At 40.2% G+C, this 25389-nt stretch carries 17 protein-coding genes; 12 read left to right on the forward strand and 5 right to left on the reverse strand.

The genetic code is table 11. The annotated features are described in order from the left end of the window. The first annotated feature begins 32 nt into the window (after positions 1-32). The 7 genes from ACFQZJ_RS11110 to ACFQZJ_RS11140 all read left to right on the forward strand — a co-directional run bounded on the left by ACFQZJ_RS11110 (position 33) and on the right by ACFQZJ_RS11140 (position 10141). Positions 33-1574, forward strand: a complete 1542-nt coding sequence (locus ACFQZJ_RS11110; protein ID WP_379934564.1) for a TlpA family protein disulfide reductase — start codon at positions 33-35, stop codon at positions 1572-1574. 671 nt (positions 1575-2245) lie between these two features. Continuing rightward, the gene (locus tag ACFQZJ_RS11115) at positions 2246-3748 is read left to right on the forward strand and encodes a TlpA family protein disulfide reductase (RefSeq protein ID WP_379934565.1); all 1503 of its coding nucleotides are present in this window, start codon (positions 2246-2248) and stop codon (positions 3746-3748) included. Positions 3749-3754: 6 nt separating this feature from the next. After that, positions 3755-5965, forward strand: a complete 2211-nt coding sequence (locus ACFQZJ_RS11120) for a peptidase domain-containing ABC transporter (protein ID WP_379934566.1) — start codon at positions 3755-3757, stop codon at positions 5963-5965. Next, complete coding sequence (locus ACFQZJ_RS11125; RefSeq protein WP_379934567.1) at positions 5958-7256, forward strand: HlyD family secretion protein; 1299 nt, start codon at positions 5958-5960, stop codon at positions 7254-7256. The genes ACFQZJ_RS11120 and ACFQZJ_RS11125 overlap by 8 nt, the downstream gene beginning before the upstream one ends. 3 nt (positions 7257-7259) lie before the next feature. After that, positions 7260-8084 (forward strand): hypothetical protein, encoded by an 825-nt coding sequence (locus ACFQZJ_RS11130; protein WP_379934568.1) that lies wholly within the window; start codon positions 7260-7262, stop codon positions 8082-8084. 11 nt (positions 8085-8095) lie between these two features. Then, positions 8096-9322 carry a glycosyltransferase family 4 protein gene (locus ACFQZJ_RS11135; protein WP_379934569.1) on the forward strand — a complete coding sequence of 409 codons (1227 nt, stop codon included), beginning with the start codon at positions 8096-8098 and terminating at the stop codon, positions 9320-9322. Positions 9323-9346: 24 nt separating this feature from the next. After that, the gene (locus tag ACFQZJ_RS11140; RefSeq protein ID WP_379934571.1) at positions 9347-10141 is read left to right on the forward strand and encodes a glycosyltransferase; all 795 of its coding nucleotides are present in this window, start codon (positions 9347-9349) and stop codon (positions 10139-10141) included. Between the two features lie 249 nt (positions 10142-10390). Here the strand turns inward: ACFQZJ_RS11140 and ACFQZJ_RS11145 are convergent, their stop codons facing one another. Both ACFQZJ_RS11145 and bshC read right to left on the reverse strand, forming a co-directional pair. Further along, positions 10391-11773, reverse strand: a complete 1383-nt coding sequence (locus ACFQZJ_RS11145) for an ArnT family glycosyltransferase (protein WP_379934573.1) — start codon at positions 11771-11773, stop codon at positions 10391-10393. 1 nt (position 11774) lies between these two features. After that, positions 11775-13379 carry a bacillithiol biosynthesis cysteine-adding enzyme BshC gene (bshC, locus tag ACFQZJ_RS11150; protein ID WP_379934574.1) on the reverse strand — a complete coding sequence of 535 codons (1605 nt, stop codon included), beginning with the start codon at positions 13377-13379 and terminating at the stop codon, positions 11775-11777. A 172-nt stretch (positions 13380-13551) separates the two neighbouring features. Here bshC and ACFQZJ_RS11155 point away from each other — a divergent pair, with 172 nt between their 5' ends. The 4 genes from ACFQZJ_RS11155 to ACFQZJ_RS11170 all read left to right on the forward strand — a co-directional run bounded on the left by ACFQZJ_RS11155 (position 13552) and on the right by ACFQZJ_RS11170 (position 20024). Then, positions 13552-16008 carry a M14 family metallopeptidase gene (locus tag ACFQZJ_RS11155; RefSeq protein ID WP_379934576.1) on the forward strand — a complete coding sequence of 819 codons (2457 nt, stop codon included), beginning with the start codon at positions 13552-13554 and terminating at the stop codon, positions 16006-16008. A gap of 120 nt (positions 16009-16128) precedes the next feature. After that, positions 16129-16278: a hypothetical protein gene (locus ACFQZJ_RS11160; RefSeq protein WP_379934578.1), complete on the forward strand. Its 150-nt coding sequence runs from the start codon at positions 16129-16131 to the stop codon at positions 16276-16278. Positions 16279-16368: 90 nt separating this feature from the next. Beyond that, the gene (locus ACFQZJ_RS11165) at positions 16369-18726 is read left to right on the forward strand and encodes a DUF2339 domain-containing protein (protein WP_379934580.1); all 2358 of its coding nucleotides are present in this window, start codon (positions 16369-16371) and stop codon (positions 18724-18726) included. A gap of 77 nt (positions 18727-18803) precedes the next feature. After that, complete coding sequence (locus tag ACFQZJ_RS11170) at positions 18804-20024, forward strand: DUF3999 family protein (RefSeq protein WP_379934582.1); 1221 nt, start codon at positions 18804-18806, stop codon at positions 20022-20024. Between the two features lie 265 nt (positions 20025-20289). On the opposite strand, the gene ACFQZJ_RS11175 is transcribed toward ACFQZJ_RS11170, so the two are convergent. Both ACFQZJ_RS11175 and rimO read right to left on the reverse strand, forming a co-directional pair. Then, on the reverse strand, positions 20290-21033 hold the full coding sequence (locus ACFQZJ_RS11175) for a carbohydrate-binding family 9-like protein (protein WP_379934583.1): 744 nt from the start codon (positions 21031-21033) through the stop codon (positions 20290-20292). A gap of 115 nt (positions 21034-21148) precedes the next feature. Continuing rightward, positions 21149-22453, reverse strand: a complete 1305-nt coding sequence (gene rimO, locus ACFQZJ_RS11180; RefSeq protein WP_379934584.1) for a 30S ribosomal protein S12 methylthiotransferase RimO — start codon at positions 22451-22453, stop codon at positions 21149-21151. Between the two features lie 143 nt (positions 22454-22596). On the opposite strand from rimO, the gene ACFQZJ_RS11185 reads away from it, so the two are divergent. Continuing rightward, positions 22597-23685 carry a serine hydrolase domain-containing protein gene (locus tag ACFQZJ_RS11185; protein ID WP_379934586.1) on the forward strand — a complete coding sequence of 363 codons (1089 nt, stop codon included), beginning with the start codon at positions 22597-22599 and terminating at the stop codon, positions 23683-23685. 27 nt (positions 23686-23712) lie between these two features. Here ACFQZJ_RS11185 and ACFQZJ_RS11190 read toward each other — a convergent pair whose 3' ends face one another. Next, on the reverse strand, positions 23713-25389 hold the full coding sequence (locus ACFQZJ_RS11190) for an amidase family protein (protein ID WP_379934587.1): 1677 nt from the start codon (positions 25387-25389) through the stop codon (positions 23713-23715).

A 25389-nucleotide genomic window follows, 5' to 3' on the forward strand; every position in this document is an offset into this window, starting at 1 on the left:
AAAAGCATTTCGCGCCATTAATCCCATATTTTATGTTAAAAAAAATCAAAAAATTTACAGCCTCTAGTTTGTTGGCGGTATTAACGATTTGGATTTTTTCTTGTTCCGAAATCACCAAAAAAAATGATGAAATAAAGATTACAGGCCTCGTAACTACTGCATCTGATTCGTCCTATGTCAAATTCCATAGGTTTTTAAATACAGACGCCACCAGTCATTTTAGAGGTTACGACAGTGTACCCACTATTAATGGTAAATTTGAAAAGACTTTCGATTCACCAGAAACAACGAATGTAATTGTTTTGGCAAGCAATGAACATATTCCCAGTATCCATATCATATGTGATGGCGATAGCGAAATAGGTGTTACTATTGAAAGATCAATACCGTATTTTGACATAACCTTTACGGGTAAAAATGCTAAGGGGCATGACCTTATTTTTGATTCGAGTCTCTTGCGCGTCATACATCTCGTAAATGTACTGGATGAATCCATTGGACAAGGTGTTGACTCACCTGCAAAAGTCATAACCACTACAGAAAGGGTTTTAGATAGCCTTTTCGCCCCATTTGATAAACTATTGATAAAAGAACGGATTACTACTACTTTTCATAAACGTGTGCAGATTCAAGCGGAGGGCAAAATGCTACACGCAATACATCACATCATAGATCATGCATACCGCTACCCTAAGACCTCGGCACTTAGCAAAGCGGCCAAAGATAAAATTCTGAAATATTTCTTTACGAAATACGACCCATTTTCCGATCGATATAGGTACAATCTTGGCATCAACCGCACCATTAACGCAGAGAACAAATGTAGACTCATAGGCCGTGGACTGCTCTCAGGAAAAAAGTTAGGTCTGGACATTTGGGGCAACAAGTATCAAGAGTATGACTATGCGCCCATGGAGCTTCAGGAAAAGATGATGGCCACACAAATAATACTCAGCAGAACTCATGAGGAGAAGCCGATTTGTGAAGATTTAGAACTATTTTATAAATTTAAAAAAACATTTCCGGAGAGTGCCTACAATATCGAGTTTCAAAATCGATATTTCAACAGACTTGACTGCGCCAATCAATCCGTGGCTCGCGCCAAGTATCCTTTTGCATCAATGAGTAACGATAGCCTAACCCTTATTGTGGAATACGGGAACAACAATCTGGACTCTTTGTTACAGAAACAATTTTCTAATAAAAAGGTCTTTGTGGACCTATGGGCTACATGGTGCGCCCCTTGCATTCAGGAATTTGGGCTCATCGATGAAATAAAGCCTACGCTAGACGAGTTGGGAATAAAGCAACTGTATATCTCAATAGATCGTCTTAGGGCTCGTAAAAATTGGAAAAATGCAATACAAAGCTATGGTTTAAATGGCAGCCACTTCTTGGCAGGACATGAGATTGATTCTGTACTAAGATCCAAATTGGAAAAAAACAATGAACTGAGTATACCGCGCTATCTTCTCTTTGATGAAAATGGTAAACTAATGGACGATAACCTTCCTTGGCCAAGTACGGGAAAATTAATTGGGAGGCTACAGGAACTATGCAAACCTAAACCGTAACATACTTTGTATTTTTCTTTCTACGAACAACCCGTGCCTTAACTCAAAGTCTCCAAAGAACAATTTTAAACTCAAATATTACGAACTACAACTTAAATTAAAACCGTAAAAACATACGGTTTAAAATGAAGAAAACCCAGTTTAGAAACGTAAATTCCAATAAAATATGCCGCAAATCTAAGCTGTTAGCCTTTTTTATAAGCAGGTTTATTAAATATTTGATACAATTGGGGTGCGCCCTTGTGGGTGCCTTAAAATAAAAAGCCCAAAGCAAGCTTTGGGCCATAGACGATATTCTCTCGAGAAGAATAGGCACAAACCTTGGGTGCCTTTAAACGTCCAAGGCAAAGCTAAATTTTAAAACTTTTATAACATGAAAAAGTTGAGTTTAGAAAACTTGAACCTAGAGCCAAGTGACATGCTACAAAGAGAACAGTTGAAGACTGTTTTTGGAGGGTATGGTGGTGGTTGTGGTTACCGCCATCCCACGCCAGGTGTATATGCTTGTAATGTTACTGCGTCTCAAGCACAACATTGGCAAAGCACCCTTGGTGGATGGTGGTGTTGTTCAAGCTGTGCTTCCAATGGAGGTAGTGCATCATATTGCTAAAAGAATAAACTAATAGGTCGTCATGAATTGTCATTTCGACCTTTTTCAGAACCAATATAATATGAAAAAGAAACACAGTATCCTATGTGCCATAACTGCTTATGGCATAATTTGTATATTCTTGGGTTGCAAAAACAAAAAAAAAGTTGACCATTCTACTTCAACGGAGATGGCTGGGAAAATAACGCTAATTTTTAATTCTCCTCCCGAAAATTGGAAATTAAACAAGCTTGACGGTAGCTATATTCACACCGGCAAACATGAAATAAAATATTATAAAAATAATATCATTGCTTCTTATTGGTCACCGGACTACTCCAAGAACACCGATACTCTAGTCATTGAAAATGTCTCTAAACCTATTGAAATACAACATAAATTTAGAGGAATTGAAAATTTAAGCTACTTAGTACGCCCAAATGATACCATTGAATTTGATTACAATGACTTCATGCCAGTCCCTAAATCACTCCATAGAAAATTGCGTAAATATGACCTTTTGTTTGAGAATTTAAAAAGAGAATTAATAATAGAAACTGATTTCTCACACTATGCAACACACAATTCAGTTATCTATACTTTAATTTCGATGAACCATAACCGAGGTGTAGAAAAAAACATAACAAGCCGCACCAATAGAGCTTTAGTTGAACTAAAAAAAGAAGAGGAATTATTGGATTCGTTGCGGGCGGCTTACCTAATATCTAAAGAGTATTATGATTTTTACGGCTTCAGGAATCAGTTTCAAAAAAAGACCTTACAAATAAAAGAAACAGATTCCATTTATAAAATGTCGGATTTTCATCCCTATGGGGCAGATTTTAAAAAGTTTTCTTCCTATAAAGAATATTTAGAAGCGATTGTTGAGAATAGATTTAGTAGAAATGAGTTACAGATAGCCGTACCCAATGGAAATATTCCAGATTATAAGGCAACCTATGATTCCATTAATGCACTAGCTATTTTTGATAATTATGACAAAAAGTATCTTTCCTACATCTATTTAAAAAGGATTATTGAAAATCTTTCTGTACAGGACATCAACGACTATTTTCTAAAATTTAAAGAACAGTTTAGGGATACACTAGTTACGCAATATATTGCTGAAAATTATAATCTAACCACTAAAATTTCAGATGAATTTATATTGGCCGATTATCAAAATAATATTATAAGTTTTGAAGATATTCTAAAGATTCCCAATAAGAAGTTATTATATGTTGATTTTTGGGCCAGTTGGTGTTTACCATGCAGGAAAGCACTACCTAATTCAAAAAAACTTAGGGAAGAGTATAGTAAAAGGGATATAATTTTTGTTTATCTGGCTTTAAATGATGACCAAACAAACTGGCAAATCGCATCTCAAAAACATAATCTTCATAATTATCACTACAGTTTCTTTATTAAGAATTCAAAAAGTTCATTACTCATTGATGATTGGAAGATTAATAGTATACCGAGATATATGCTTTTTGATAAAAATGGAGTTGTGTTACATCAAAACGCTCCTGGTCCCGAAGGACCAGAAATCAGAAAGCTTTTAGACAAATACTTGCTTGAATAATTACAAGTGAAAAAAACCTTCCCATTCTACAAACAACCCGATGCCAAAGACTGTGGCCCTACCTGCCTGCGCATTATTGCCAAGCATTACGGCAAACTGGTTTCCTTGGCCGAGATACGTGAACTCTCAGAAACCACACGCGAAGGCAGCAACCTCTTAAAACTAAGCGATGCGGCAGAGGCTATAGGTTTTAAGTCCTTGGGCATTAAAGTAGATTTTAACAAACTCCAAGAAGCCCCGTTGCCTCTGATCGCCCATTGGAACAACAGCCATTTTGTGGTGGTCTATAAAATCAAAAACGGCGAAGTATTTATCTCAGATCCTTCGTATGGCCTTATCTCCTATTCCAAAAATGAATTCTTAGCCCATTGGATCGGCAACAATGCCACCGAACAGACCAAAGAGGGCATCGCCCTTTTGCTGGAAACCACCCCAAAATTCAAAAAACTGCATTGGGAAAATACCGATAAAAAGTCCTTCAAATTTCTCTACCAATACCTTTTTAAATATAAAAGTTTGTTAGTCCAGTTGGTCATTGGCCTTTTGGTAGGCAGTCTTTTGCAATTAATCGTACCTTTTTTGACGCAGAGCATCGTAGATGTTGGCATACAGAACCAAGACATCAACTTTATCTATGTGATCCTCTTGGCGCAATTGATGCTCTTTTTTGGACGTACAAGCGTTGAAGTTTTTCGCAGTTGGATCTTGTTGCATTTGAGTACCCGCATCAATATTTCATTGGTCTCCGATTTTTTCATCAAACTCATGAACCTGCCCATCGCCTATTTCGATACCCGTATGACGGGCGACATTATGCAGCGCATCAACGACCACCAGCGTATAGAAAACCTGTTAACGGGTTCTACCCTAAGTACCTTATTCTCTATGACAAATTTGGTCGTTTTTAGTTTGGTACTCGTGTATTACAACCTGACTATCTTTTTCATTTTTGCCACGGGCAGTATTTTATATGTAGGCTGGATCATCTTCTTCTTAAAACGAAGAAAGGAACTGGACTATAAGCGGTTCTCGCAAATGAGCCAAGAACAGAGCACCGTGATAGAACTCATCAACGGCATGCAAGAGATTAAAATGCACAATGCCGAAAAGCAAAAACGCTGGAAATGGGAGTATGTGCAGGCGCGGCTGTTCAAGGTCTCCATAGAAAGTTTGCGTTTGGAGCAGACCCAAAGTGTAGGCTCTTCGGCCATTAATGAAGGTAAGAACATTTTTATTACGATCAGCTCCGCCCTTTTGGTCATCAACGGATCCATTACCTTGGGGATGATGTTGTCCATACAGTACATCATTGGCCAATTGAACGGCCCCATTACCCAACTGGTCTCCTTCATCCAATCGGTGCAGGATGCCAAGATTAGTTTAGAACGCTTGGGCGAAGTACACGATAAGGACGATGAAGAAAGTAAGGCCAAACAATTGATATCCATGGTAAAGCCCTATCAAAACCTAGCGGTCGAAAATATCAAGTTTCGCTATCCCGGCAACGATGAATATGTATTGAAGGGCATTACGATAAACATTCCCGCTAATAAGACCACGGCCATAGTGGGAGCAAGTGGCAGCGGCAAGACCACCTTGATGAAATTATTGCTGAAATTCTATGATCCCATCTCGGGGAAAATATATTATGGCGATGATGATCTGGGTGCTATCTCGCACCGTGCATGGCGAGACCAATGCGGGGTGGTCATGCAAGAAGGTTATGTATTTAACGACACCATTGCCTATAATATCGCTATAGGAGAAGATTCCATTGATCAGGCACGCCTATTAAAAGCGGTAAAAATCGCCAATATTTATGATTTCATTCAATCGCTGCCCTTGGGCTTCAATACCAAGATCGGGAACGAGGGCATTGGGATAAGTGCCGGGCAAAAGCAGCGGCTTTTTATTGCGCGGGCCGTGTATAAAGAGCCTAATATCTTGTTTTTTGACGAGGCCACCTCGGCCTTGGATGCCAAGAACGAGCGCATCATCATGGAAAACCTGAATACTTTTTTCGAAAACCGAACGGCCATTGTCATCGCACATCGCCTAAGCACGGTAAAAAACGCAGACCAAATCTTGGTTATCGACGAAGGCTTGGTAAAAGAAATAGGAACGCATCACGAACTTTTGGTCCAACAGGGCATTTATTACAATTTGGTAAAGAACCAATTGGCCTTGGAACAAATAACGGAAATCGAAAATGCCTGAAAATAGCATAGCGAACGATCTAAATCTACGGTCCGAGGAGGTTCAGGAAATCCTGACGAATCCGCCTGTTTGGATTGTGCGTTGGGGCATTACTTTGGTCTTTATATTTACCCTAATTATTACGCTGTTGTCCTTTATAATCAAATACCCGGATTTTGTGACCGCCAAAGTGGTAGTAACCACCCAAAAACCTACCCAAACGGTAGTTACCAGAAATGCCGGGCAATTGGAGGAGGTTTTTGTAAAAGATAGGGACACGGTTACCATAGGCCAAAAACTGGCCATTATCGAAAACCTGGCCGAAATGGAGGATGTGTATCTTCTAAAAAGTATAATGGATACCCTGCTGTTCGACAAAGAACACTTTGAATTTCCCCTTGAAACCACCACCGACCTGATATTGGGCGATCTGCAAAATGCCTATATCGATTTTGAAAAAAGCTATGTGGATTATTTTCTGTTGCGCGACCTGGAGCCCTACTCCAATAGGATTTATGGCAATCAACAAACTATTACCGAAATACGGCTACGATTGATAGACCAAATAAAGCAAAAACAGTTGTTGGAAGAGGAATATGCCTTGGCACAAACCGATATGGAACGGCACAAACAGCTTTTGGACAAAGGAGTCATTTCACAACAGGAATTCGACAACAAAAAACGTGAATTATTACAACTGCAAAAAAATCTGAGCAGTATGGCGATTTCGATATCCCAGATGCGAGAGGCCACCTCCTCGGCAAACCAGACCTTACGGGAAACCAAAATAGGACAGTTGGAGGACGATACCCGCCTGTTGAAAAACTTGGTACTGTCCTATAACGCACTAAAGAAGGCCGTTCGCGATTGGGAATACAAGTATGTATTGAGCTCTAATATAGACGGTGTAGTCAGCTTTCAGGAGTTCTGGGGCGTGAACCAGTTCGTAAACGCCAACGAGGTCATCTACACCATTATGCCTTTAGATAAATCAAAACTTGTTGGTAAATTGGTTTTACCTGCCCAAAATGCAGGAAAAGTAACTATCGGACAAAAAGTATTGACCAAACTGGACAATTACCCCTACCAACAATATGGCATGTTGGTGGGGAAAGTGGAAAACATGTCCGTTTCACCCGATACCGAAGGCAATTACTTTGTGTATATCTCCCTGCCCGATGGCACCAAGACTTCCTATGGACAAGAATTAGGTTTTGATCAGGAGCTATTGGGCAATGCAGAAATTATTACCGAAGATTTAAGCGTGGCCCAACGAGTATTTTATAAGTTCAAGGATATTTTCAAATATTAAATTTTGAAACACGATTTAGAAAATATAGCACATTTTTTATGTATTAATTCCGAGGCCATAACCCTTACAGGACTTCAAGGCAAGATGGGTTTACTATATTTTCTTTTTTCGCATGGTAACGATTCCAAAAAACAGTCTTATGTGGATTTTTCGTTCGAACTACTTGAGGAGTGCTTATCGGAGGAGCTGCTAAAAATACAATCCTCAAAAAATGAGTCAATAGATTTTGATATTCAAATTCTAGAGTTGGCATGGAGTCTACAAAAGTTCATTTCTATGGGATTTTTTGAATGTGAGGACAGCAACCCTATTTTAGAGCCTTTCGATAAAATGGTGGTTCAAGAAGCCGAAAAGGTAAAAAACAAGCCATTGCTCAAAGAAACACTATGTAGGACTGTTTTTATATACGACTATTTATCTGGTCGATTACCTTTATTAAAATCAGGATCACTTAAATATTTAAAAATAGCATCCACCCTAGAGTCGCTTTTCCCAGCAGTAAACAATTCGGAACTTATTGAAACTGAATTTCCAATGGTATCGACCCTCATAAAAAAGGATGTCAACTTTAATTTAGAAGTTATGACGAAGCTTACCCTTACTGTTCAATACATAGATGACCAAAATGATAATGACAAAGATACTGGGCAATTGCCCCATAAGGTTAAAGACGCTATGGGCAAACTTTATAAAGACCCAAAAAAAGGACGTAACCTGCTTCTGAATAAGATTATAATGGGCGGAAACCTAATACTGAATCTAAAAAAGGAAGCACAGCAAGAGTTCCTAGCGTACTATTTATTTTCCAACTTCAATAAAAACAATTAAATCCATTTACCATGAGCAATCCAAAACCAAGAATTTTCATGGTAAACCAAGGAGATGATTCCCAACGTTTCGGAGTAGGGAGATATATTTCTGAGATGGTAGGTGAAGCCAAAAACAGGAAGCGAATCTTAGAAATGGTATTGATAACGATCGGGGTAAATGATATTTCTAAAGTAGAGATTAAAAAGGATGGAAATATTACCCATTTCAATGTTCCAAAACCTTTTTTGGTAGGACAAGGTTTAATGTACGGAATTTCCAAACAGCTATCCAGTGGCGTCTTTTTACTACTGACCGATTATTTTACTTTTAACAGCAGCGATATTTTTCACTTCAACAGCAATATGCAGCACTTCCTACTTCATAAGATCAAACAAAATACCACGGTTAGAATTGTCTATACGGTTCATGTTTCTATGTGGAACGTTTTATACAATAATGATGAGGAAAAGTTTCTTTCAGAATGGAACGATCGCGAATGTTTCTCCTTATCGAAAAAAAACATTTTGGCCGAAATAGAAAATTGTAAGCTGGCCGACTTAATTATCGGACTTTCGAACAATACTGTGGAAGATTTGAGAAAGTATTATAAGGTACCAAAAAACAAGTTAAAACGAATTTTTAACGGAATAAGTACGGAACCACCGGAAATAGATGAGAAAAAACTAAAGAATATTCGCAAACAAGTGGGCTTGCATACAACGGATTTTATTTTTCTTTTTGCAGGCCGGATAAATGAACAAAAAGGCATTTCCGACTTGGTGGAAGCTTTTATAAGGCTAACCAACGGTGGTCATGGAAACATAAAGTTAATTGTTGTGGGCGATGGTCCGTTAAAGAAAACGTTGGAGGATAAGACAAAAGGCGATTATCCATTTATAAAGTACATCGGTTATGTCCCACAAAACGAAATTCAATACTACTATAAATTGTCGGACACTATTGTAATTCCTAGTCTTTACGACCAAAACCCCTATTCCATATTAGAGGCAATGGCCTATAAAGTTCCAATGATCCTTACCGATATTGATGCATTTTTGAAACTTCAGAACGGTTTGGTCTGCTTAAAAGTACCCCTGAAAAATGAATATAAAGTAGCCGTAGCACAATTAAAAAAACAGATGCAACACATTATCGAAAAACCTGAACTACGAATTCAATTGATAGAAAACGCGCATCGAATGTTAGTATCAAATTTTAGCGCTGCCCAAATGTTCAATAAAACCTACACTGTCTAAAAACAAGCTTTCAAAATATCGCCTATGGAAACCATACAAATGCTTTGGATCGGTAAAAAACTCTCAAAGATAGAACGCTTATCACTACTATCCTTTTTAAAAAATGGCCATGAGGTGCATTTATATTGCTATGACCCTATTGAAAACATACCGAATGGGGTTACAATATTAGATGCTAACGACATTGTTGATAACTCGAAAATATTTAAGGCACACGGGGAAAGCTACGGTGCTTTTTCTGATTTGTTCCGCCACGCACTGCTCTATAAAAAGGGTGGTTGTTGGGCAGATACGGACGTTATTTGCTTAAAACCCTTTACGTTTGAGGATGAAGCAACGCTGTGTGCCGAAGATATGGCAAGGATATCCACTGCCGTACTTAGGCTACCTAAAGGCAATATAATTTCCGAAAAGATTTTGGAGAATTTTAAAACTCCCTGGAGGTTTCTGCCAAAAAACAGTGAAGCCTTGATCGAGAAGATAAAAAAAGAACATGGCAACGGTTTTTTAAAAGAAATATATCAATATACCCAATGGGGCGAATTGGGCGGGCCCATGGCTCTAACAAAAATTTATGCTGAATTGAAACTAGACTATACCTTACTGGTGCCGGAAACTTTTTACCCGGTACATCCTACGGAATGGTGGTCTACCTTTTTTGATCCGCATTTAAAATCAAGAATCAAATGGGACGACTGTTATGGGATTCATTTATGGAACAATATGTTCTCCACCTATTCCCGTTTCGATAAAACGGCAGTGTTTCCAAAAGGAACTATCATTAATATGCTTTTTGAAAAATATGGTATTACCACTTAAAAATTCAATTATCAATACCCCAAACAGTTGTTACTATTCGCCGTAATTACAACTACAAAGTTTCTAAACATTATGGATAATAACTGTACAATTTTATTCTATGAGATAAAAGTGAACGATATCGTAAAAAAGTTTCAACCAAAATTTATAAATTACTCATACTTGACCACGTCCAAGGTCATTTCCACCATTTCTATATCTATATCGTGCATAGTCTGCTAATAAATCTAATTTTTCATTCAAAAATAACTACTCCGTAAGCGGTACCATAAATAATGTGTCTTTTTCTTTTCCGAAATCCACCAGCGTTTCCACCGGAATTCTGCCCTGCAGGCTTTCTTTGCCCAGAACAACTTCTACGCCCTCTATTTCACCAAGTTTGGAACTTGGCAGGGAAAAGTCGTCCCGTGAGAATACTTCCTTATGCGGATTCAAGATACGAATGTTTCCACCGTAGGTGACATCCGGGAGCATCCATTGTTTATTTGCGTAAGCATCATTCAAAATTGTAGAAAGCGGTTCAAATCCAAAATGTACGGAAGACGGTATTCCCAAGGATTTTTCTACCGGGGTACGCCCCACTTGGACACTAATAACCGCTAAAAACAATACAAACAAATAACGGGAAGCGCTACCAGGCATTTTAAATACCATACTCCGCATCAACAGCACCATATACGGCAAGACCAATGGTAACAACCAGCGTTCCTCCACTTTTTGCACATTCAGAAAGGTAAAGAAGAGCAGCAATACAAGCGACTGGGCAATTGCGAATTTGGCCAACCAATCCAGCTTTGGTTTACGAAACCTTACTTTTTTAAATACAACCGCCAAACCGACCACCGCCAAAAGTGGTGCCATCAATTTTACCAATGTCAGTACTAATGAAAATAAAGGACCAATGACATAAAGAACGGTTTGGGTATTACTTTCCGTTTTTAGGGCAATACTTTCGCGTAGTTCCGCGAGATAGCCATTAGCACCTAACAGCCAGCACAAATGGGGCGACAATAGCAGGCAAACAAGTAAAACGGTTACCAGGATTTTCTTATTGAAAATGATTTTCTGCAATCCCTTATCAAAAAACAGGGCCAGACCTAAAGCACCCAAGAACAGCACATAATTGTATTTACTTAATACTCCTACACCGATTACAAGTCCCAAAAGCACATAATTGACGAGCGACTTTTTCTGTAACAAACGCTGCAAGACGATAAAAGATGCCAAAATAGCCAAGCACAGCAGCGAGGTATGCGATAGCCGCCTAAACGTAAAATCGATAAAAACAGGCATCAATACCAAGGCCAAGACCGCCAGTTCCGACTTGGTCTTGTTAGTGCCCATTCTACGGGCAAAATGCCATAATGACAACAGGATACCAGCAAAAATGCTAGCCCTTAATACTGAAAAAGCGCCTTTTTGCACCCCAAAAACCTGATTTACGGCATATTGTAACCAGGTGTATAAGGGTGGTTGGTCGTCATAGCCCCAACGTAACCATTGGGAATAATAGGCTTGTTCCGCATCTTCCAGTTCCAGTGCACTTTTAAAAAAGGTAATACAGGTAATGGCCAAAAAAGAAAGCAAGGCCAGCAGACCGATTTTCTGTTTGAAAAGGGGGGCAAAAAACATACTAATCTGCCGTAAGAATGACAAATTCCTGTTTTAGCGGATCCAAGGCCTTGAACAGCATAGGAATAAGCGATTCTCCATATTCCAAGTACAGTTCCGAGAAATTAAGGTTACGTTCTTGTAAGGATTTCCCGGGGAAAAGTTCGTTTTGTATTTCCGCCAAGCGGCTCACGTGGTCGGCCAGTTTCCGTTTTTGTGCTTTAAGCAAGCGCTTTTCCAAATGGTCCAGTCCTTTTTTTTGCTTCACTTCTTGCGCCTTTACGGCACCTAGAAAGGATTTATCGGTCTGTTCTGCCAATTCGTATAATTTTTTGAACTGCGTTTCCAGCAACTCTTTTTGGGGCGAAAAATCGATATCGATATTGGAGACCTGCCGTATTTTTTTATTGATAAGGGTATTCTGTTTTAAGAAAATAGCTTCCAAAGAGACATCTAGCTTTTGTAGTTTTTCCTTTTGTTTTTGGGTAATGACCAAGGCGGAATTCCGCAATAACAACATCGGAAAAGGTACCTGCATCGCCGCAAAGGCCGACTTCAATTCCAGCCAATAGGCCAACTCACCGCCACCGCCTATATAACACAGGTTGGGCAATATCACTTCTTGATACAAGGGCCTGGCGATCACGTTGGGCGAAAACCGTTCCGGATGTGCGTCAAGCTCCGCCATCAATGCTTCTTTTGAAAATTTTATTTTGGTATCGTTTACCGCATAACCGTCATCCTGCATCACAATGCGTTCGCGTAGTCCATCCGTCAAATAAAAATAATTGATTTCCCTAGGGTTTACCTGAACACCATAATCGCTCGGTTGGGCCTGTATTCTTTCAATGGTTCTAGAAACGGCCTTATGAGCGGTCTGTTCCAAAATATCCTTTTTTGCATAGGGTACCAACAATCGTTTTAAATCTGCATCATCACCATCTACGATAACGAGTCCGTATTCCCCGAACAGGGCATTGGCCAAAAACCGTGTTGCTTCCGTTAAGGTATCATGCTTTAAATAAGCTTCTTCAAAGAGTTTCTTTAGCGCAATTGCATTGTTACCGGTACCCAAAAGATTGGCATAAGTGGTCAAAACCTCTTCCAGCCCTTCTGTACTTAGGTGTCCCACCGCACCGGAAGCTTCCTTGTTCCAATGCACCTTTTTCCCCTTAAAGTTAAAAAAATTTATTTCCTCAAAATCATGGTCCTCCGTTGCCATCCAATATACCGGTACAAAATACTGCTCAGGATACTGTTGCTTTAATTGCTTACAAAGATTAATGGTAGAAATAATCTTGTATAAAAAGTACAATGGTCCGGTAAACAGATTTAATTGGTGACCTGTAACCACGGTAAAGGTATTTTCATTGGCCAAAGCCGAAATGTGTGCTTCGGTATCCTTGGAAATTAAGTGGTTTTTATATTGCCCCCTTAAAGCGGTCTGTAAGACCTTTCTATTCTGTAATGGAAAACTGGCCTTTTTCTCCGCCATTTGCTGCTCAAAGTTTTCCAAATGTGGATAGCGATTATAAAAATAGGCCAACGCTTCCTCCTCGGTGACATAATCACATATAAGTTTTGAGAAATAACCTGTGTTTTTAAAGGGCAAACAATCAATATCCATAAGTACAAAAAGATAAAAGCGATTATAAAGGTTCACTTTATTAGCGGTCCTAAAAATACGGTAATTAGATGAAAATCGAGTTTTTGGGTCGATAAACAAAAATAGAAATCCGAAAGGTCCGGTTCAAGTTTTATTTATTAGATTTGAGGTCATCACATTTTAAACGGTTTACATGAAAAAATTTCTACTTACCCTGTTATTTACGCTACCCTTGCTAACTCTTGCTCAACTGAAATCTCCATCGGAATTTTTGGGTTACGAACTGGGAAGCCAGTTTACGCGTCATCATCAGGTATTGGATTATTATGAATACCTGGCAGAACAAGAGCCTGACCGTATGGTTTTAAAGGATTACGGGTTAACGAACGAACGCAGGCGTTTGGTCCTTGCCCATATATCATCTGCGACCAATATGTCGCAATTGGAGAATATACGTGCAGAACATTTAAAAAGTACCAAGGGCGAAGGACAACCAGAAAAGGCTATAGTTTGGCTAAGTTACAACGTACACGGTAATGAAAGTGTAAGTACCGAAGCATCCATGCAGACCATTTACGACCTGCTCACCAAAAAAAGTGATTATTTAGAGAATACGGTGGTCATTATGGACCCTTGTATCAACCCCGATGGGCGTGACCGTTATGTAAACTGGTACAACCAATATAAGAACACCCCTAATAATGTAGACCCCTATTCCAAGGAACACAACGAAGGCTGGTGGAGCGGCAGGAGCAATCATTACATGTTTGACCTAAATAGGGATTGGGCTTGGCTAACGCAGGTAGAAAGCCAACAACGCTTAAAGGAATTTAATAAATGGTTGCCCCATATCCATGTAGATTTTCATGAGCAAGGGGTAGACAACCCTTATTATTTTGCTCCGGCAGCAGAACCTTACCACGAAGTTGTCACCGATTTTCAACGCGATTTTCAAAAAACAATAGGTAAGAACCACGCCAAGTATTTTGACGCAAATGGCTGGCTTTACTTTACAAAGGAAGTTTTTGACCTCCTGTATCCCAGCTATGGCGATACGTACCCTACCTACAACGGCGGTATTGGCATGACGTATGAGCAAGGTGGCAGCGGCCGTGCGGGACTGGGCATTATCACCAGCATTGGCGATACCCTTACCCTAAAAGACCGTATTGCGCACCATTATACCACAGGACTTTCTACCGTGGAAGTGGCAAATATGAGCGCCCAAAAATTGAACGATGAATTCAAGAAATTCTATGAAAACAAAAACTTTAAATACAAGAGTTTTGTTCTAAACGGGAACGAGGATAAAATAAATTCCCTGGCCCGTTTACTGGACCAACATGAAATTGAATATGGTTTTGGAACCAATACCTCTGTAAAAGGGTATAACTATAGTACGGGTAAAAGTGGAAGCATGAGGATTACCGAAAATAGCATGGTTGTATCCACAGACCAAACTAAGGGCACCCTGGTCAAGGTTCTTTTTGAGCCAAAAGCAAAACTTAGTGATTCTGTAACCTACGATATTACGGCCTGGTCCCTACCCTATGCCTACGGTTTGGATGCGATAGCATCGGAAAGTAGTGTAAACCAAAATAAAAAAACAGTTAAAAAAGGCTCGTCAAGCGATGAAGTTAACGCTTCGAACTATGCGTATATAACGGATTGGAACAGCCTTACGGATGCAAAATTTTTGGCCTCCATGCTCAAACATGGTATCCGGGTACGCACAGCACACAAACCCTTTTCGGTAGACGGTGTATCACATGACCGAGGGAGTTTGATCATTACCCTGGCGGACAATAAGAACCATAAAGATTTTGTGGGTACTATGAAAACCATCTTAAAAGATCATCCAGAAATCGAACTACATATTGCCACCACAGGTTTTGTGGATAGTGGTAAGGATTTTGGGTCTAGATATGTAGATATGATTCCGGACACCAAGGTTGCCATATTGGCCGGCGACCCCACCTCTACCCTTCGCTTTGGTGAGATATGGCACTTTTTTGAGCAACAATTGGAATACCCTTTAAGTGTTTTGGACGAAAGCTATTTTAACCGTGTAGACCTTTCCAAATACGATGTTTTAATATTACCGGACGGTCGCAGCTACGGTAGTTTTTTAACGGAGAATACGACAAAAAAAATAAAGGATTGGGTAACCGGTGGTGGCAAACTCATTGCCATGGGCGGTTCCATAGATGGGCTATCGGCAAATGACAGCTTTGCCATCAAGAAAAAAACTACCGAAAAAGATACTACGATAAACCTAAATTCTTTTGATGTTACGGAACGGGAGCGCATAAAATTTGCAATTACCGGTGCCATTTTTAAGACCACGGTAGACCCTACAAATCCTTTGGCCTACGGATACGGTGATAGCTACTTTACCTTAAAACTGGGCAACCGAGCTTTTGACTACCTAGATGGGGGTTCCGCCGTATATCTTGCTGCCGGACAAAATAAACCTATCTCCGGTTTTGCTGGGAGTGAAGCCGCTAAGCAAATTGATAACACCCTTGTGTTTGGAACGCAAAATATGGGTCGTGGTAAGGTGATCTATATGGTAGATAATCCTTTGTTCAGAGGTTTTTGGGAGAACGGAAAATTGTTTTTTGCCAATGCCTTGTTTATGGTAAATTAAAGCCTGGCATACATAAAAACAAAAGATTGAAACACTGAATCCAGTATAGTAACATTACACCGGACACCAAACATATTGCAAATTCATCAAAAGCGGATATACAGTTAAAATTGGATGAATATGCAAAATACGGATGGTGTTTGGTCGTTACAGATGCTACCAACTTTGGGGTCGCAGTTTGTATTTATCGCTAATTTTGAGGTTAAGGTTTTACTAACCTTGTACCGATCAATTACCTATTACACCGTATTCAGGGAGTTACCTGAGTAAAAACCAGCTTATCTTGCCAACAAATATGAAATTGCGGCGTTCTACATCCAATGGCAAATCCATTGCTGAACGCTATAAAACCGAACTTGTATGGCCAACGATCAAGAACATCTGGGTAAACTTCTAGAAAAATTAGAGCTGTTGTTACGTAGACAGGAAGGCTTTAATCTGGAAGTAAAGGAGCTAAAAAAGGAGATTTTAGAGCTGCGCAATGGTTCTGTAAAGGCAACACAGAAAGCAAATGACCTTACTAAAGCAGTAGAGACCAAAGTACCCGAAACGGTTAAACCAACAGCCGAACAAACGATCGACTTCACAACACCGGTTGCAAAAAGCATAAAAGAGCGAACACCCAAGAATCGAAAACCAAAAGGCAAATCCAACATAGAAAAATTCATTGGAGAAAACCTCATCAACAAAATAGGAATTCTTATTACCATTATCGGGGTTGTCATAGGCGCAAAATATTCCATAGAGAACAATCTTATCAGTCCGTTAACCCGGATCATACTGGGTTACGTACTGGGCTTGGGACTTATCGGTTTCGGTATAAAACTAAAGGCAAAATACACCAGTTATAGTGCTGTTTTGGTGAGTGGCGCCTTGGCCATCATGTATTTTATCACCTTTGCCGGCTACGGTTTTTACGCCCTTTTCCCACAACTCTTTGCGTTTGGGCTTATGTTATTGATAACCGTTTTTGGAGTAGTGGCAGCCTTAAATTATAACAAACAAATCATTGCCCATATTGGATTAGTAGGTGCCTATGCCGTACCCTTTTTATTAAGCAACGATTCTGGGAACATTACAGTGCTGTTCAGCTATATCGCCATAATTAATCTGGGTATCCTTTTTATTTCCATCAAAAAGTATTGGAAAGCCCTGTACTTTGTTTCTTTTGTCTTTACATGGTTGAGTTATCTCGGATGGCGCATTTTCTCTTACGAACCGGAACAACATTTTCAGCTGGCACTGGTATTCTTGACCCTATTCTTCCTGATATTTTATGCCACTTTCCTTGGATATAAACTGATAAAATCAGAAAAATTCAAGGTTTCTGACGTATTCATGCTGTTACTCAATTCCTTTATCTTTTATGGGTTGGGTTACAGCCTGCTCGAAGGGAATGAAACAGGTCAATATCTTTTGGGACTGTTTACGCTTGCCAACGGCATCGTACATTTTGGTGTCACTACCCTAATTTATAAAAAGAACCTTGGAGACAAAAACCTGTTTTATCTGGCCGCTGGTCTGGTGCTAACGTTTATCACCATTGCCATACCTGTACAATTGGACGGAAATTGGGTTACCCTATTGTGGAGTGCAGAGGCTGCTTTATTGTTCTGGATAGGTAGATCCAAAAAGGTAAAGGCTTACGAGTATATGTCCTACCCCCTTATGATACTGGCCTTCTTCAGCCTTATACAAGATTGGGGAGACGCCTACGGCGTAAATTACCTGTACAACGAAAATAAACAGCCCCTGAACACAGTATTAAACAGCACCTTTTTAACATCGGTCCTGTTCTTGATAGCTACTGGATTTATTAATTGGGTACAAAACAAGCATACGTTCATCTTATCCAACGGAAAGAAACCGTTTATTGCAAAAGTGATGGAATTCGCCATCCCAACTATTTTACTAGCAGTACTGTATGGCGCAGGTTTTCTAGAACTGGAATACTACTTTTCTAAACTGTTCCATGCATCTGAAATTACAATACAGGATTTGGACGGCTATGACCTTACGAACCAAAATTACAACCTAAACGATATGAAGAGTATTTGGCTCATCAATTACACCCTGTTGTTCATATCATTACTGGCTATTGGAAATATGGCTAAGCTACAAAACAGAATACTGGGTATAGCTACCCTGGTACTTGCTATTTTAGCCGGAAGCATATTTTTAACAGGCGGACTTTACACCCTTAGTGAACTTAGGGACAATTACCTTATGGCCGAACTAAACGAGTTGTATAACATTGGTACGTACAATATCTGGATACGCTATGTGGCATTTGCCTTTTTTGCTTTCTTACTAGTGGCAATCCATAAGTTGATACGACAAGATTTCATGCGTATTACATTCAATATTCCTTTTGAGCTACTATTACATACCGCTATGGTATGGGTGTTAAGTAGTGAACTTATCAATTGGATGGCCATTGGGGAATCGGATCAATCCTACAAACTAGGACTTAGTATCCTTTGGGGGCTATATGCACTACTTTTAATCGTTCTTGGAATTTGGAAAAATAAAAAATACCTGCGGATTGGAGCCATTATACTTTTTAGTGTTACGTTGGTAAAACTATTCTTTTATGATATAGCATCGCTTAACACGATTTCCAAAACCATTGTTTTTGTATCCTTAGGAGTTTTACTTTTGATTATTTCCTTTCTGTATAATAAATACAAGCATAAAATTACAGGGGTAAATGACTAATGCCCGTTACTACGAACAGAGACAGCGTATCAATCTTAGAAATTATAAAAAATATGGACTGCTATCCTATCGATAAAATGAAAAAAACCACTTTTATAATAGTATTATTCTTCTGTCCTGTTGCACTAATAGCCCAGCTAAGGGATTACAATACCCAGGTACCGCTTGATCAACCCACGGACACTTGGCACACCCTAACACTGCCAAAATCTGTATTCTCCAAGATTAAAGACGATTTTTCGGACCTGCGTATCTACGGCACCACAGAAACAGATACAGTAGAAGTACCCTATGTATTGCGTTCCTCAGCTCCTACGGGTTCAGAAGAAATTCGGGATTTCAAGCTCATCAATAGTACCTCTAATAGCAGTGGTTATTTTTATACCTATGACGTTCCTGTGGACGAACCCATTAACAAAATCGAACTTTCCTTCGAAAATCAGAATTTTGATTGGAAAATTACGCTAGAAGGGAGTCAGGATCAAAACCAATGGTTCACCATAGTGGAAGACTATAGGATATTATCCATTAAAAACGAGCATACCGATTACACCTTTACAGACCTCACCTTTCCGGATACCAAGTACACCTATTACCGTATTCAGATAAAAACTAAGGATACGCCCAAATTAAAATCGGCCAGTATTCTATTGAACAATACCGTTCCTGCCACCTATGTGGATTACAGCACCAACAACATTAGCACATCGGAAAAAGGAAAAACAAGCCAAATACAGGTAGATTTAAAGGATCGATTGCCAGTAAGTTATCTCAAAGTAAATGCAGCGGACGATTATGACTTCTATAGAGGCGTAAGCGTTTCATACATAATAGACAGTGTGAAAACGGACAAAGGTTGGAAATACAGTTATAGAAATCTATTTACGGGCACCTTGACCTCATTGGAAAAAAGGGGGTTTTCCTTTCCAAACACACTCTTGAACAAATTGCGTATTTCTATTGTAAACGATGATAATCCACCATTGGAGATCACCTCCGTAGACGTAAAAGGATATTCGTTTGAACTAGTGGGCCGTTTTACACAACCGGCCAACTACTATTTGGCGTACGGAAATACAAACGCATACCCGCCTAAATATGACCTACAGCAAACCGGTTTTGAACTGCCCAAAAACGTAACGGCCTTGCAATTGGGGAAACCGATAAAAATAGAAAAACCGACTGTCTTGGAACAGGCTCCCCTTTTCGAGAACAAATGGTGGCTATGGGGCATTATGGGGCTTATTATTCTGGTATTGGGTGGTGCCACCTTAAAGATGATGAAGGAGAATGGGTAATTAGTTGGTAGAGGATGGTTTTTTAGAGGGTGATAAAAAAAGTAGGCAGTTGCAGTTTGCAGTATAAAGTATTAAGTAAAAAGTAATTAGTGAAGCTTGTTTTTTTTGAATTTAACAGCATTTCCCTAGTACATCTCTATTCTTTCTTGTTTCCTGCTTCTTGTATCTTACTTCTTGATTTTAGCCTCGGATAAATGCTCATTCTTTAGATAAAGTGTAGTTGAAAAAAGTAAGAAGAAGTGGTCTACACCAAGTAGCACAGCTTTCACTCAAATCGCAATACCCCAAAATAAGCGGGCTGGTGAAAATCCGGTCGTTCCGTACCTACTGGGTTCCATGTAAGGTAATGTGGCCGGGAAGTATCATCGCCACATTTATAAAAATTGGCATTTGCGGTTAGTTGCTGCAATTGAAGTTGAGGATTGTGAATAAAAACCGACATAGGAATAACCACGGTCATTTCCCAAGAATATGCTCCGCTTTTTTCCTCAAAAGGGGTATCGCCTAAAGAGGATACAATTTGAATGTTGTTTTCAATTAGTTCTGCAGGAATAAAAACACGATCATGTCGCCCGGCGCCATAGGCCAAATGCACTGTACCAATGCAGTTGAACTCAAAATTATAATACTTCCCCTTCTGTTCCGGATCTACAAAGAACTCCACACAGCTATCTTTATGCGTAGCCGAGTTGGTTTTGATGTGTTTCGCTAGAATATGCTCCTCCGTTACATAGAACTTTAACCAAATTTGGTCCTTGTTATGCGCTATTCTAAATTTCACCTCAGGTTGGTATGAAAAAGCATCCCAATTAACGACCGCTATTTCCTGAAGATCCGTTTCTTTTTCCAACAGCACGCCAACTTCAGCGAGTGAACTGGTCTTAGAATTCCTAATTTGTTTTACGAACAGTTCTTTTTTCATATCGGTTTGGGAAAAACTGGTTAAGGACTTCAAAATTAATAATAAGCCTAGAAGACCTATCCTGTTAATAATTATGAGGAATTTCATAGCACTAGATTTATCTTCAACTAATATAAGCCTTCAATGTGTTAGTTGTTAGAATACTCCGCTATAAGTGGGCACAGACCCTTTTTATTAAAAGCCCTTGTTTTGTTCATAGTGATCAAGCAACGGGCTCGCCATACAAATCAAAATCCGCCGCCTCCGTAATTTTTATATCCACAAACTCGCCTTGCTTTACATAGTGCTTGGCAGCATCTATCAATACTTCGTTATCCACGTCCGGCGAATCAAATTCGGTTCTGCCCACAAAATAATTCCCTTCTTTGCGATCAATAATACAGCGGAAGGTATGGCCAATTTTCTGCTGGTTCAGTTCCCATGAAATTTGGCTTTGTATCTCCATAATCTCATTGGCGCGTTCTTGTTTTACCTCCGCCGGAACATTGTCCTCCAAGTTATAGGCATGGGTATTTTCCTCGTGACTGTAGGTGAAACAGCCCAAACGCTCAAAACGCATTTCCTCTACCCATTGCTTTAAGGTCTGGAAATCTTCTTCGGTCTCTCCTGGGTAGCCAACGATCAAGGTGGTACGGATGGTCATATTGGGCACTGCCGCCCTAAAATCCTGCAACAACTTCGTAGTCTTGGCCTGTGTGGTACCCCTACGCATACTTTTTAAGATGCTATCGGAGATATGTTGTAAGGGGATATCCAAATAGTTGCAGATTTTGGGTTCACGGTTCATCACATCCAACACATCCATAGGAAAACCTGTGGGGAACGCATAATGCAAACGGATCCATTCAATACCCTCAACTTTTACCAGCTGCTCCAAAAGCTCCGCTAAATTTCGTTTTTTATACAAATCCAATCCGTAATACGTTAGGTCCTGCGCAATCAAAACCAACTCTTTTACGCCTTTGGCTGCCAATTTTTCCGCTTCGGTGACCAGTTCCTCCATTGGCTTGCTCTTGTGCTTACCGCGCATTAATGGAATCGCGCAGAACGAACAAGGCCTGTCACATCCCTCGGCAATTTTCAAATAAGCATAATTCTTTGGCGTGGTTGTTAAACGCTCCCCTATCAGTTCATGCTTGTAATCCGCGCCCAATACTTTTAAAAGCCCTGGCAGTTCACTGGTCCCAAAGTACTCGTCTACATTTGGAATCTCCTTTTGTAAATCCGGTTTGTATCGTTCACTCAAACATCCGGTTACAAAAACCTTATCCACCGTGCCTGCTTCCTTCTTCTGCACATACTCCAAAATGGTGTTTATACTCTCCTCTTTGGCATTGGCAATGAACCCGCAGGTATTGATCACCACAACGTTACCTTCCTCCTCATGCACCACCTCTTTGTTGTTGGCCTTCAATTGCCCCATGAGTACCTCGGAATCGTAAACATTCTTGCTACAACCTAGGGTTACTACGTTGATTTTGTTCTTTTTAAGTGATTTTGTACGCATAGCTTTTTTTATGGAACGGAATACCGTTTAAGGAGGTGCAAAAATACAATATGGCTACCGAACGCCACCTATTTCACAAGATTTCTTTGATTTTTACGTTAAACCATAAGGGCAAATAGGTATCCAACATAAAATTGACAGTTATGAAATCTAACCTTATTTTACTTGTTTTGGCGGCAGCAGTCGCTGCTATGGGTTGTTCTACCGACTCAGAAAACACGGAAGAAAACACACCGGATATGACATCGGCCTATTATCCGCCCATTGGATCGGACGACTGGGAAACCGTCTCTGTAACCGAATTGGGCTGGAACGAGGAAGCGCTACAGCCTTTACTTGATTATGTAGCATCCAAGGACACCAAGGCTTTTCTAATTTTAAAAAACGGAAGAATAGCCGTAGAATGGTATGGGCAAGATTTCACAAAAGACACGCCTTGGTACTGGGCTTCGGCGGGAAAGACATTAACGGCGTTTACCACCGGTATCGCCAAAGAAGAGGGCTTTTTACAAGTAACAGCTAAAACATCAACGTATTTGGGTGACGGTTGGACATCCATTCCAAAAGAAAAAGAAGATTTGATCCTTGTTCGACACCAGTTGACCATGACTACCGGTCTGGACGATACCCGAGGTGATTGCAAAACACCGGACTGCCTTGTGTATATAGCCGATGCCGGAACACGCTGGGGCTATCATAATGCACCATATACCCTTCTGCAAGATGTCATTGCCAACGCCACCAATACGGATTTTGAAAGTTACTACAACACTAAATTAAGGAACCGGATAGGAATGACCGGGCAGTGGCTTTCCACTAACGGTTCCAATAACGTGTATTGGAGCAACGCCCGCAGCATGGCACGTTTCGGGCTTTTAAATCTACATGACGGTGTTTGGGAGGACACTACAATTTTGGGAGATGCCGATTTTATGGAAGAAATGAAAAACAGCTCCCAAGAATTGAACAAGTCCTACGGCTACCTATGGTGGTTGAACGGGAAGGAAAGTGCCATGGTTCCGAAATCCCAAGTTGTTTTTAACAGAAAACTAATACCAAGCGCTCCAGATGACCTGTATGCAGGCCTAGGCAAGAACGACCAAAAACTGTACCTTGTCCCCGGTCAGGACTTAGTGATCGTTAGAATGGGAGAAGAAACGGGAATAGCCACCCTTGGCCCCTCTAGCTTTGATGATGAATTATGGGGATTTATTAATAATGTAATCAACTAATTGTTTTCAAAACAGGTGCTCCTCTAGTTATTCGTATCCTTTAGGACTTTCTCGTTTTGGAAACGCATTCTCAAAAGCGGCTCCCATTTGTAATAATTTCGTCTCGTTAAATGGTTTTGCAATAAAGGTGAGACTGATCGGTTCCCCAGAATTTTTATAGCCCATGGGAACGGTAAGCGCCGGATATTTTGCTACCGCGGCATATCCTGCATGGTAGTTGTTTATGGATAGTACGGCATCCAACTCAAGGGTATCCAGTGCGGCATCAAAAAAACTACGCCCATTCGCTTGTAAATTTACCTTGATTTTCTCCAAGCCTTCCGCACTTGTGGTATCAGCTAAAATACCGTGAAAAAGTGCCTGTCCGTAGGGGATTCTTACCAGTGAATCGGCTGAATTAAATGCAACAACATCCGCAATATCCTTGATCTTTATAGTATCGGTTTTTGTATGGTTTTTTAGATAGTTGGGCAAATCGTTTCGCATATCAATATTCAAAATGCTTAAAAACCCGTCCATGGAAGTCTCCGGAGGTGTAAACTCGATAACCTGGACCCCAAAACTCTTTAACTGCGCTACGGTGGCACTGTAGATAGTATCACCTTCCAGCAAAGAAGAAAAAGCCCCGAGTCGCATTTCCTTAAGATCGGTAGGATGCAGTCCGGCAGTGCCAATCCCGGGAAACTCCTCTTGAATGGATGCGCTATCCAATTCATCATGCCCCGTCATGGCCGATAACAAAATGGCGTTATCGATTGTATTTTTAGTCATGGGACCTGGCGTATCCAGGGTACTGGAAATAGGTACGATTCCGGAGCGACTTAACAAGCCCACCGTGGGTTTTAAACCCACAACGGAATTCTGGCTACTTGGTGACAAGATAGAGCCAGAGGTTTCGGTTCCAACCGCCGCAACCGCGTAGTTGGCGGCAACCGCCGTACCACTTCCCGAGCTGGAACCACCCGTTTCAAACTGTCCACGCCCGTACGGATTCATGGTCTGGCCACCAACGGCACTATACCCCACCGGACAGCCAGAGCAAAGAAAATAGGCCCATTCGCTTAGGTTGACCTTCCCAAGGATCAAAGCCCCGTTTTCTTTCAGCCGTTTTACGATAAAGGCGTCGTCTACATCATTATCCATCAAGGCTATACTACCAGCCGTCGTTTTCATTCCAGCGGTATTGATATTATCTTTCAATAAAATAGGCATGCCGTATATGGGATGATGACCGTTGGGATGGGTGCCTTTGCGCATCTTTTCATCCAAGCTTCGGGCTTCTTGCAGCACCTTTTCATTCAACGTAATGACGGTATTCAAGGTTGTTTTATTATCCAGTTCGTACTTGTAGATGCGATACAGGTAAAACAACACTAGTTTCTCATAGGTCAACAACCCTTTCTTAATACTATTTTGAAGGGAAAGAATGTTCTTTTCCAATACCAATGGTTTTAAGGCTATGTAAGCTGCATCGGTCATTTCGGAAACCTCATCATAGAGCGGTAGAAAAACATCGTTTTTGTCCAATACTTTGGATTGAATAAGCTTGTACCGCATGCGTTCCTTTTCATGGTCTGCATTTGCTTCTATATCCTTCGTATCATCATAAGGCTCCCAAATACGCGGGGCCTCCGTAGTTTCCGAAGTATGCTGTTTACAGGATGTGACTCCTATTACTATAAGTAGCAGTAGAACTTTTTTCAT

It is taken from the genome of Maribacter chungangensis (genome assembly GCF_042676845.1).
GTDB lineage: Bacteria > Bacteroidota > Bacteroidia > Flavobacteriales > Flavobacteriaceae > Maribacter > Maribacter chungangensis.

Coding starts and splice junctions, on each gene's coding strand:
- ACFQZJ_RS11110 (WP_379934564.1), top strand. CDS start 33: ATGTTAAAAAAAATCAAAAAATTTACAGCCTCTAGTTTGTTGGCGGTA.
- ACFQZJ_RS11115 (WP_379934565.1), top strand. CDS start 2,246: ATGAAAAAGAAACACAGTATCCTATGTGCCATAACTGCTTATGGCATA.
- ACFQZJ_RS11125 (WP_379934567.1), top strand. CDS start 5,958: ATGCCTGAAAATAGCATAGCGAACGATCTAAATCTACGGTCCGAGGAG.
- ACFQZJ_RS11135 (WP_379934569.1), top strand. CDS start 8,096: ATGAGCAATCCAAAACCAAGAATTTTCATGGTAAACCAAGGAGATGAT.
- ACFQZJ_RS11140 (WP_379934571.1), top strand. CDS start 9,347: ATGGAAACCATACAAATGCTTTGGATCGGTAAAAAACTCTCAAAGATA.
- ACFQZJ_RS11145 (WP_379934573.1), bottom strand. CDS start 11,773: ATGTTTTTTGCCCCCCTTTTCAAACAGAAAATCGGTCTGCTGGCCTTG.
- bshC (WP_379934574.1), bottom strand. CDS start 13,379: ATGGATATTGATTGTTTGCCCTTTAAAAACACAGGTTATTTCTCAAAA.
- ACFQZJ_RS11155 (WP_379934576.1), top strand. CDS start 13,552: ATGAAAAAATTTCTACTTACCCTGTTATTTACGCTACCCTTGCTAACT.
- ACFQZJ_RS11160 (WP_379934578.1), top strand. CDS start 16,129: ATGCAAAATACGGATGGTGTTTGGTCGTTACAGATGCTACCAACTTTG.
- ACFQZJ_RS11165 (WP_379934580.1), top strand. CDS start 16,369: ATGGCCAACGATCAAGAACATCTGGGTAAACTTCTAGAAAAATTAGAG.
- ACFQZJ_RS11170 (WP_379934582.1), top strand. CDS start 18,804: ATGAAAAAAACCACTTTTATAATAGTATTATTCTTCTGTCCTGTTGCA.
- ACFQZJ_RS11175 (WP_379934583.1), bottom strand. CDS start 21,033: ATGAAATTCCTCATAATTATTAACAGGATAGGTCTTCTAGGCTTATTA.
- rimO (WP_379934584.1), bottom strand. CDS start 22,453: ATGCGTACAAAATCACTTAAAAAGAACAAAATCAACGTAGTAACCCTA.
- ACFQZJ_RS11185 (WP_379934586.1), top strand. CDS start 22,597: ATGAAATCTAACCTTATTTTACTTGTTTTGGCGGCAGCAGTCGCTGCT.
- ACFQZJ_RS11190 (WP_379934587.1), bottom strand. CDS start 25,389: ATGAAAAAAGTTCTACTGCTACTTATAGTAATAGGAGTCACATCCTGT.